Origin of the sequence: Psychrobacillus sp., assembly GCF_032154225.1 — a bacterium.
Lineage (GTDB): Bacteria > Bacillota > Bacilli > Bacillales_A > Planococcaceae > Psychrobacillus.
In genome coordinates this window covers 108,644-118,618 of sequence record NZ_JALDYF010000011.1, presented here as the reverse complement: position 1 = coordinate 118,618, position 9,975 = coordinate 108,644, and the positions used below count along the sequence as shown (strand labels likewise).

The following is a 9,975-nucleotide window of genomic DNA, read 5'->3' as shown; positions in this document are numbered from 1 at the left end:
GCTGCTATCCGACTCCCTACAACGGCATTTGGTTTCCTTGCTTATTATCACTTGTGCACCATACTCTTCTATAAGAAGAGACCGGTAGGGTCTACCGAGTTGCCATATCATATCAATGTCTGATATGCCAAGGTCTCTGACTCCAGAAAGGTTTTATCCTTCTTGCCTTTAACGACGGGTAAAATGTAGCTTTCTGCTGTGCTTAAGGCATCAGCCCTCTCGATTTACTAACATTATGGAGCTCAATCCCTTCAACCATTTGGCTTTCGGCCCGCCACCTAACTGTCTACGCTTAAAGAATAATGTTACCATTAGCCCTCCAAGACTCGCTACGAGTGAATGGCTAGTCCTTTCTCGACGGGAATCCCACCCGCTATATGATACGACCTAGGCTCGGCCGCACAAGCACCCGTTAGTTGAAGAACTTAGTTTTTATTGTGCTAATTGGAGAAAGTAATTCCTTATATCTTTTGGCAATTCATCAACTGCAGGTACTTCTAACTTTTTTGTACCTGGTGAAGTCATAATCACAAAAGTTCTTTCATCATATTCCAAAAAAGTGAATTGACCTACACGATTTGGAGATGCATCCAAACTATTTATAAATTCAAAATCCTCTTCCTTAAAATTATCTTCATACCCATCTAACATTAGCTTCTTTGCGTCTTCAAAGTCATCTGCAAATGAAATTGCTTGATATAGTTCTAACGAATTTTTAGGTGTATAGAAAACATCATAATATGTTGCTCCACCGACTATTACTAAAACTAATATTAAGAAAGTAATCCGATTTTTCAGTGTCTTTTTCTTAGAAATCTCCACGATATTAACTACCAACTGTATAACAAAAGTTAACACCCATATTTCACTAACCTGTCACATTAGTTCAATAAGGAAAAAGGCTTTACTACCTTCTTGAAGTAAAGCACCCTCTCTTTTATTACACTTTATGGTCGTACTACGCACTTACTTTTTCAAAACATTCCTCACGATATAGAACAGAACCAATTAACAACCATCCTTCTTTATATTGAGAAGCCTTATATTTATTCCCCAATTTCAAGTCGTAATTGTTGTGCCATTTCGTATAAACTACTTCCACAGAATCAACTCCTTTTTATGCACATTTTGTTTCGAACTGTGTCATTTTTTTATAACATCGGACAAGATTCCCTTACTAACAAGCTTGAATACGCTATCAGTAGAGGTGAAAAAATGAATCAGAACTCCATGCAGCATTCTTCAAGTAGAGAAATCATCAACGATCTTTCGAAAGCCATAAACGGAGAATATGAAGCCATATATTGCTATGAAATATTAGCTAATCAAGCTCGGAACCATGAGATTAAAAACAGAATACTTGAAATCCGAAATGATGAAATTAGACACTATCAAACCTTTGCTCAGATTTATATTTCATTAACCGGAAATCAACCAACACCTCAAATCACTAATCAATGCTCCCAAGATTATAAAAGTGGTGTATTAGCTGCATTTATAGACGAACAAGAAACTGTAGATTTTTATCATGAGATTGCTAGAAAATACAATAATGAGGTTATAAGAAACGCATTTACACAGGCCTCTGCTGATGAGCAGAACCATGCCGTTTGGTTTTTGTATTTCATGAATCAACTTTAATTTAAGTTTAGCCGGCTTTCAGGTCGGTTTTTTTGTTGTCTAAAAAGAATCAATGACACATAATGTGTCAAATGCTAAATAAAAAGTTCCCTCCTCTTATTGAACTAACCTACCCGTTAGTAAAAAAGCTCTACTCCTTATTGAAGTAAAGTACCCGTTAGTTTAAAATCATGGTTTATATAAAAGATTGTCTAAGTATGGATACCATTCCTCATTACCAAATTTAGTTTTACTGCATCTTCAAGAATAACTGGCGAAACAGACGTAAGAGTAGATAAACATTTCACATCATTTTCTGTCGCATGTCTTATTATTTTTCTGCCTGCATCCAAAACAACGAACCCATCTAAGGTTTCAGCAATATAAATCCGAAGAATTAAAGCTTCAGAAATTTTTTTATTCACGACTACTTTCCATTCAGAATCTTCAAGCTTCGTATCGACTGTATTGACTATAAACAAAATTGGATTATTTTTAATTTCATTTATTGATTCACCTTGTTTATATACGCAATCAAAAATAATGAAAACATTAGAAGTAGAGCCTTTATATACGACTTGACCGATAGTCATCAGTTCATTTTTACCAGGTATTGTAAATAAATCGCCAAAGGACACTTTTATTTTCTTTCTTCGAGCCACGAACATTTCCTCCTTGCAGATACAATCACATTCTTAATTCCCTCTTAAACTAAACTGCTGCGTTAGTTCAATAAGAAAAAAATAGTTGCCTAAGCAACCCATGTTCTTCAACTAAAGCACCTAATAGTTTAAGAGCGATATTTCACAATCTAAGAAAATAAAAGAAATCATCCTTATAGAAAGGTCAGGAATGATTTAAAACAGAATCAGCTAAAGTCATGTTTAAGCATAAAATGGAAAAGCACCCAAGTTGGTTCATTGGATGCTTTTTTCTACAATCTGAGACGCATTATAAGATGTCCGTCCTAGAATAGTAATTATTTTTCTGTTGCTGTATTCCCCATTGCAATAGAAATTCTATTCCAACTGTTGATTTGATTGATTATTAGAACAAGGTCAACATATTGTCTTTCGTCATAATGTTCACGTACTCGTTGATAAAGCTCATCAGGCACACGTTTTGTCGGGATTAAAGTCACGTACTCTGTCAATTCAAGAGCTACTTTTTCCGCATCTGAATAAAATGTACACTCTCTCCAAGCACTAATACAATATAAACGTTGTTCCGTTTCTCCCATTTTTCTAGCATCTGCCGTGTGCATGTTAATACAGTATGCACAACCATTTATTTGAGAAGCCCGAATTTTTACAATTTCACGAAGTTTACGGTCTATACCTGTAGTTTTCGTATACCTCTCCATTTCCGACATGATTTTAAGTGCTTCTGGTGCTACATTGTAATAATCAATTCGTTGTTCCATTTTTAATTCCCTCCTTAAAAAGCTTAGTTAGCTCTGCATTTTAACACCTTTCCCTTTAATTCAAAGGGTCGCAAATTTTTCTAGTTTAGAAAGATTGTGAGTTAATATAACCTACTAATTCTTTTTCAGCAGATTTCATTATTTCTTCTTTGTCGTTAGTAAAAATGTCTAAGCCTTGAGCACGTATTAATTTCATTTGGTTAATTCCCATCATGTGCAGTACTCCGCGCATATATTGTGGCGCAATATCTAAATTTACATATCGGTAATTAGTATCATATTCACTTCCACTCGTGAGGATAAATGTGACCTTGGTAGTTTCGTCTGACATTAATCCAACTGAACCAGTTTCAGTGTATTTGAATGTTTCTCTTGCTGTTAGAATATTATCCAGATAGTCTTTAAACTTTGCAGGCACATTCCAATTATGCAAAGGCATGTAAATATAAATATAGTCTGCTGACTTCCATTGTTTAATTAATTTATATTGTGCTTCATGATTTTTTAATCGTTCAGCAGACATTTCTTTAGGATTAGTAAGATTTAAAGTGTCAGCAGTAACTTGCGGGATAATATTATTTGGATCGTAAACACTTAATACTTCGATTGTTCCTTGACCATTTAATTTTTCTTGTAAAGTTTTTAATCCAACATCTGCTAAACGGTTTGCTGCTCTTTTTTGATTGTTATAATCAGGATGAGCCATTAACTGTAAAATTTTCATTGTTCCACCTCTATTGGTTTGAATATTTTGTAGTTCCATTCTTAGTGCCAATATATTTCCTCTTAATAGCTTTTTAATAAAGATTAAGTCAATCGACGATTAACATGATCTATAATATTAGTTATAATTATTTTTGTCAACTAATTAAATTTACCAAAGAGCGAGGTTTCATTTATTTGACTAGTTCTCTAAATCCATCTAAGATAAAATTTGATATTCCTTAATCAAAAGTAGGTGAGTTTATATGCAATATGGTGTCGGCGTTGAATATGCTTTACATTGTCTGGTTTATTTGATTGATGTTCCTTCCAAGGAAAGTATTGGAATAAAGGATTTAGCAGAATTCCAAGGACTTTCTGAGACATTTTTATCAAAAGTTTTCGGTAAATTATCAAAAGCAGGTATTGTTAGCTCAGTTCCTGGTGTTAAGGGTGGTTATAAACTTGCTAAATCTCCAGAAGATATTTCCTTTTGGGATGTAGTTGAAGCAATTGAAGGTCCTAAGCCTATTTTTCAATGTAAAAATATTAAAGATAATGGCTATTTGTATCGAGAAGGGTGCTGTTCAGCTCCCTCTTTTTGTACCATCAATTTAGTTATGCTCTCTGCGGAAGAAAAAATGCGTGATGACTTACGTAGTAAAAAACTTTCATGGTTAAACGAAGAGCTTAATCGTGTCTTGCCCAAACAAATACGTGAAGATACCCGGAAATATTTTTCGTAGATTAGCATCTAAAAGAAACAAACCTCTAATGAATTTCCCTAATTAATAGGAATTTCATTAGAGGTTTGTTTCCTAGCTCAATAAAAAGTCCTTTCAATTGTCAATCGATAAATACAACCATTCCTCAACTAAATTGCCCCGTTAGTTGAAGAAGGAATATGTAACTTGTGAATTTTAGTTATCATTGTTCAACTCATTTATTTCAAACCAGGTTCTTAATTTTCCAGCATATTTTACCCTTTCCTTTGAAGAACTTAAATTACCGTCGGTTCGATAAAGATCGTCATCATTATAGCGTGGATAAACGTGTAAATGATAATGCCATACATCCTGACTTCCCCCAGGTTCGTTGTGTTGTCGAGTAGAAATACCATCGCATTTGTAACACTCCTTTAATGCGTAGGATATCTTCTGTGCCAGCTGATGAATTCGTGTAGCATATTCAATAGGTAAGTCGAAAATATTTTCAAAATGTTTATTTGGGACGATGATTACATGGGCTTTATTATTTGGCCACCACAATGTTGCGATTAAAGCCGTTACATAGTCATCTTTATACACAATATCTTGCTGTTTAGATTGGATTAACTTGTCTTCTTCATCCTCAATACCTTTTACTAAAAGACAAAATGGACAAACATAGCCTTGTGGCATATGCCTATATTGAATCATATTATTTACCCCTTTAAATAAAATTATTGTTCATTCTTCTTCAACTAACCTGCTGCTTTAGTTTAAGTGTAATATTTCACAATAGATTTCTGATATCTAATTAATGTTTTGGATAAATAATAGAACATCGAAATGATGGTCTTGTTTAACTAAGCCGCACTAACTTAGTAGCAAATGATTACACCCCACTACTTCTCCCAAAGCTCGATCAGTCGACCTTCAGGATCTTTAATCCAAACAAACTTTCCAAATTCACTAATCTCTTTTTGTTTGGCAAGAGGTATACCAATCTGTTCAAAATGCTTAATAGTCTCGTCTAGATCATGTACTTGGAAATTTAACATCACTTGTTGATCTGTTGGAAAATAACTGTCATCCTCTGTAAATAAAGAAAAAATAGTCTCATTTTCTGACTGGGGTTTAATTACACTCATATTCCAATTGTTTATTTCAATCTTCAACACTTCGCTGTACCACTTTTTTACAGCATCAATATTCTTAGTTCTCCAAAATATTCCACCGAAACCTTTTATCAATGTATCTAACTCCTGTCTGTCTTAAAATTTTTAGTTTTTCGGCATCTTGCTCATATCCATATACAATACATTCCAGCGGTGACCGTCTAAATCAGCAAAACCGCAGCCGTACATCCAACCTTGGTTCTCTGAAGGTTCACCAAAAATTGTGCCTCCAGCCCTTACTGCATTCTTTGCTATTTCATCTACTTCTTCTTTGCTCTCTGCATCAATTGAAAATAATACTTCAGTAGCTTGTTTTGTATCGACTATTTCATGATTGGTAAAATTTGCGAAAGTGGAAATAGGAAAAAGCATTATGGGAGAATTATTATCTCCGATGACTAATTGCACCTGATCACTATTGCCAGGGGGTGTATTAGTCGAAAATCCAAGTTTGCTATAAAACTCTTTTGATTTATTTGTATCTTTAACTGGCAAGTTGATCCAAAATTGTTTTGTCATAGTTATTTCCCCTTTTTTAGTTTAATTTTACTCTTCAGTAAGGTTCTTTCATTAAACTTCCCCGTTTGTTGAATAATCATGTATTTTAAAAGTAACTGGGGATATCAAATGAAATTGTGGCGACATCATTTTCTTTTGAGTAATACATACAAATACTGTCTCTATATTTTTGACTTTCATTTGGCAGAACATTAAAGCCTAATCTTTTATAAAATTCTGTTCCAATATCACTATACAAGAAAAAGTTGTTACAGTTTTCTTCCTGTTCCAATTTATTTACTATTTCTTTGACTAATAAAAAAGCATATCCATTTTTTCTTAAATGTACAGGTGTAGCGATTGAACCTATTCCTTTTACAATCATGTCTTCTGAGGGGTTAAGTTCATGTACGATAAGAGAACTTAGTAATTCCTTTGTATCTGTAGCTTCAAGAACGTACCATTTCCCCTTTTTATACTTACTTGAATTCTGACACATAGTTATATATTCTTCGACCGGCATATAATCGCCCCAAACATCAAAGCCCATCTTATAGATTTCTATCATATCTTCTTTTGTTGCTTCTCTTATTTTTTTCAAATTGTCTCTCCTTGTGTTGTATTGGGTTATATATTCTTTTCGACTTTTGGATCATTAAAACCTTTATTCCTTTACATGCACTAATTCTATTTATTTTTGTACATCCCTAAACGTCTGTTGATAACCCTATTTCTATGTCGAGCAAAATAGACCTTCTTAACGAACAGCTATTATACCTTTGCTGTGGTTGGAAAAGCATTCATTCTCCCCCTCTTTCTTAGAGATAGTTCCTCCATTTTAAATAAGTAGCCGTCTCTACTAGATTGAAGCGAAAGGGCTGGCGACTCCAGCGGGAACAGCGTTAGTCGAAGATCCTGGACTGAACGAAGTGAGGGAATAGGCTGAGGCGAAAGCGTCGACCCCTGTAGCGATAATCCCATCGGAAACTACCGTTAAGACGCACTCTACCTAGAAAACTAACGGAAATAAAAAATTGAATAAAATAGTTAATCAACAGGCGTGATATCCCTTCTTATTTCAATTTTGTTGAACAAAAAAACGAGCATACGAATTATTAAATTCACACGCTCGTTTTTGATTTATAAAGATTAAAGCGGAAGGTCTTTTCGTTTAAATACTTCTAAACTCGCAATATAAAGAACAATGCCAATACCTAAAAGAATGATTAACTTCCACCAATAGTTTTCACCTTCTAAAATAGCAGTTGTATCAAATAATGCATTAATTGTGAAGTAACTTAGTACGTTAAGGCTATCGTCAACTGAACTTAGCAACTGAAATAAGAAAAAGGCAATGGGAATACCAGCACCAAAAGCAAGGGAGTTTTTCGTTAAGTTGCAATAGCTTGAGAAAAAGAACGAAATACCGCTAATGGCAAACATTAATAAAAACAAACCAACATTCAGCATAACATAATCAGCTACCATAATATCTGTTTCTGATTGGAACACTTGAATCGTAATTAAGCCAGCAACTGTCTCAATAAAGAACATTACCACCAAAGCTACAATTAAGTAAAAGGCCTGTGTAACAATAATTGTAGATCGTTTCGTTGGCGTTGATAATAAATACGCCATGGAGCCACGGTCAACCTGTGAGGCAATTAAACTATTTGCTGTCATAATGATATAAATAATCGGAAAAATGACTCCATGAATTGAATAAAATGTTGAAGCAAGCATACTCAGTAAAGTCGACTGTCCAAGTAGTCCTGCAAGTGGTGTCCCTTCTACTAAATGACTAACATCTGCTAAAGTACTTGCATCAAACACCGCAACCATAACTACTTGTAATAAAGTTAAAACAATCGTAAAAATAAGCCAAAGCTTTACATTTGCACGTAAGGTTTGTTTGAAAATCGTACCATTAATCATTAGATTGTCCTCCCGCATAAAGGTTATAAAACTGCTCTTGTAGCGTATGTTTTTGTTCTGTTAAATTATCAAATTGATAAGTTGATAAGATAGATAAAAATTCATTTAATGTATTATTTTCGATATTTATAGAAACAGTTGTATGACTAATGGATATCGAATCGAACTTCTCTTGAATAAAACGACTACATTCCTGCTCATTGCAAAACTCTATGATAAATCGTTGATTTTCATTAGACGTAATAATTGAAATAGGTGTAATCGCAACTATCTTTCCTTCCTTAATCATCGCCACTTTATCGCATGTTTCTTCAATTTCCTCGAACATATGGCTCGACATAAAAATCGTTTTGCCATTTGCTTTTTCCTCTTTGATAATTTGTATAAATTCCGTGCGCATTAAAGGATCAAGTCCCGTTGTTGGCTCATCTAGAATAAGAATAGGACTATCGGCCATGAGTGCAACAACAATCGCAGTTTTTTGTTTCATTCCCTTAGACATACGTTTAATATTTGCTGAAGGGTCGAGCTGAAGTCTTTCGATTAATTGATTCGCGTAGCTTAAATCCGTTACGTGTAAAAGCTCAGCTTGCTGATGAATGAAATCCCAGCCAGTAGATACATCTGGAAAGGCAATTTCTCCTGGGATATAGCCAATCCATTGCTTAATTTCTGCTGCATCATCCCACGCATCAAGGTTCTTAACTTTCACCGTTCCGTTATTTGGTTTTAAAAAACCCATTAAATGACGAATCGTCGTTGTTTTACCTGCTCCGTTTGTACCAACAAACCCAAATGCTTCACCTGTTTCAATGGAAAGGTTGATATTAAAAATACCTCGTCTCTCTCCATAATCTTTCGTCACATTGTGTAGTTCAATCATTGCCACGACAATTCCCCTCCTACACGTCTATCATAAAACTCCATAAAATGCTTTTCCAAACTAAACGGCACTTCGTTGAAACTAGAGATAGTAAAGTTGGCTAATAATTTGATAAGTTGTGATAAGTCACTTGGATAACAGCCAATTTGAAGTTCATTTGTTTGTTCATTATTAAAGATTAAATGGAATGCTGCATTCGACTCAATCATTTGCACAAGTTGCGTATACTGCATTGTGTTTTGGACTGTCACATGGAAGATCTTTTCTGTCATTTTCAATAGTTCCTGTTTGTTAAATGAAGACATCAAATGCCCATCTTTAACAATCGAAATTTCATCGCAAGTAGCATCAACTTCCGTAAAAATATGGCTTGAAAGTAAAATCGTTTTGCCACGCTTTTTCTCTTCTTTCACGAAATCGATAAAGCGTTGCTGCATAATTGGATCTAAACCACTTGTTGGCTCATCGAGCACGAGTACATCCGGATCATGCATGAATGCCGTTACAATTGCTAATTTTCTTTTCATACCAAGTGACATTCGTTTTATCTTTCCTGAAGCATCTAGCTCAAAAAAGTCTATTAGTTTTTTGCAATGCGTATCATCTTTAACTTTTCTTAAATCCATCATCATTTGAATGAATTGCTCACCTGTTAAATTTTCAGGCAATGCTACTTCGCCAGGTAAATAGCCTAGGTCTTCTTGGATGGTGCTAGCATTTGCCCAACTATCCATACCATTTACTGTTACGATGCCTTGTTGCGGTTTTGAAAATCCCATAATGTGACGAATGGCAGTCGTTTTTCCAGCCCCATTTGGCCCTAAAAATCCATACACAGTACCTTTTTCAACATTAAATGAAACATCAAAAATCCCTCGTCCATGTCCATAATCTTTTGTGACATGCTGTAATGAAATTACCTTCATCTTCTCACTCCTTCAGTCGTTAAGGGATTTAGTTACCATATAGTCTTGACAAGTTGTTTATACAACCTCTTTCTGAACACACTGTTGTATAAAGTTTAATATAAGTATA

14 protein-coding genes are annotated in these 9,975 nt (G+C 34.5%); 2 read left to right on the top strand and 12 right to left on the bottom strand.

Features of this window, described 5'->3' with window-relative positions; translation table 11 throughout:
• Positions 1-432 precede the first annotated feature (432 nt).
• Positions 433-822 carry a hypothetical protein gene (locus tag RUH95_RS14600; protein WP_313893620.1) on the bottom strand — a complete coding sequence of 130 codons (390 nt, stop codon included), beginning with the start codon at positions 820-822 and terminating at the stop codon, positions 433-435.
• 136 nt (positions 823-958) lie between these two features.
• Entirely contained in the window at positions 959-1,102 is a 144-nt protein-coding gene (locus tag RUH95_RS14595; protein ID WP_313893619.1) for a hypothetical protein, read from the bottom strand.
• 113 nt (positions 1,103-1,215) lie between these two features.
• Between RUH95_RS14595 and RUH95_RS14590 the strand changes: the two genes are divergently transcribed.
• On the top strand, positions 1,216-1,641 hold the full coding sequence (locus tag RUH95_RS14590; RefSeq protein WP_313893618.1) for a ferritin-like domain-containing protein: 426 nt from the start codon (positions 1,216-1,218) through the stop codon (positions 1,639-1,641).
• A gap of 191 nt (positions 1,642-1,832) precedes the next feature.
• Here the strand turns inward: RUH95_RS14590 and RUH95_RS14585 are convergent, their stop codons facing one another.
• The 3 genes from RUH95_RS14585 to RUH95_RS14575 all read right to left on the bottom strand — a co-directional run bounded on the left by RUH95_RS14585 (position 1,833) and on the right by RUH95_RS14575 (position 3,818).
• On the bottom strand, positions 1,833-2,282 hold the full coding sequence (locus RUH95_RS14585; RefSeq protein ID WP_313893617.1) for an Imm26 family immunity protein: 450 nt from the start codon (positions 2,280-2,282) through the stop codon (positions 1,833-1,835).
• 317 nt (positions 2,283-2,599) lie between these two features.
• A complete protein-coding gene (locus RUH95_RS14580; RefSeq protein ID WP_313893616.1) occupies positions 2,600-3,043 on the bottom strand; it encodes a carboxymuconolactone decarboxylase family protein in 444 nt (147 codons plus the stop codon).
• 85 nt (positions 3,044-3,128) lie between these two features.
• On the bottom strand, positions 3,129-3,818 hold the full coding sequence (locus RUH95_RS14575) for an NAD(P)H-dependent oxidoreductase (RefSeq protein ID WP_313893615.1): 690 nt from the start codon (positions 3,816-3,818) through the stop codon (positions 3,129-3,131).
• Between the two features lie 193 nt (positions 3,819-4,011).
• Here RUH95_RS14575 and RUH95_RS14570 point away from each other — a divergent pair, with 193 nt between their 5' ends.
• Complete coding sequence (locus RUH95_RS14570; RefSeq protein WP_313893614.1) at positions 4,012-4,491, top strand: RrF2 family transcriptional regulator; 480 nt, start codon at positions 4,012-4,014, stop codon at positions 4,489-4,491.
• 174 nt (positions 4,492-4,665) lie between these two features.
• On the opposite strand, the gene RUH95_RS14565 is transcribed toward RUH95_RS14570, so the two are convergent.
• The 7 genes from RUH95_RS14565 to RUH95_RS14535 form a co-directional block, all read right to left on the bottom strand.
• The gene (locus RUH95_RS14565) at positions 4,666-5,163 is read right to left on the bottom strand and encodes an HIT family protein (RefSeq protein ID WP_313893613.1); all 498 of its coding nucleotides are present in this window, start codon (positions 5,161-5,163) and stop codon (positions 4,666-4,668) included.
• Between the two features lie 188 nt (positions 5,164-5,351).
• Positions 5,352-5,699 carry a VOC family protein gene (locus RUH95_RS14560; protein WP_313893612.1) on the bottom strand — a complete coding sequence of 116 codons (348 nt, stop codon included), beginning with the start codon at positions 5,697-5,699 and terminating at the stop codon, positions 5,352-5,354.
• Between the two features lie 30 nt (positions 5,700-5,729).
• On the bottom strand, positions 5,730-6,143 hold the full coding sequence (locus RUH95_RS14555) for a VOC family protein (RefSeq protein WP_313893611.1): 414 nt from the start codon (positions 6,141-6,143) through the stop codon (positions 5,730-5,732).
• Between the two features lie 85 nt (positions 6,144-6,228).
• Positions 6,229-6,723, bottom strand: a complete 495-nt coding sequence (locus RUH95_RS14550) for a GNAT family N-acetyltransferase (RefSeq protein ID WP_313893610.1) — start codon at positions 6,721-6,723, stop codon at positions 6,229-6,231.
• Between the two features lie 548 nt (positions 6,724-7,271).
• Positions 7,272-8,057, bottom strand: coding sequence for an ABC transporter permease subunit (locus RUH95_RS14545; RefSeq protein ID WP_313893609.1), 786 nt, complete (start codon positions 8,055-8,057; stop codon positions 7,272-7,274).
• Complete coding sequence (locus tag RUH95_RS14540; protein ID WP_313893626.1) at positions 8,050-8,940, bottom strand: ABC transporter ATP-binding protein; 891 nt, start codon at positions 8,938-8,940, stop codon at positions 8,050-8,052. Before RUH95_RS14540 ends, RUH95_RS14545 begins: the two co-directional genes overlap by 8 nt.
• Positions 8,937-9,866, bottom strand: a complete 930-nt coding sequence (locus RUH95_RS14535) for an ABC transporter ATP-binding protein (RefSeq protein ID WP_313893608.1) — start codon at positions 9,864-9,866, stop codon at positions 8,937-8,939. The genes RUH95_RS14540 and RUH95_RS14535 overlap by 4 nt, the downstream gene beginning before the upstream one ends.
• Positions 9,867-9,975: the final 109 nt, after the last annotated feature.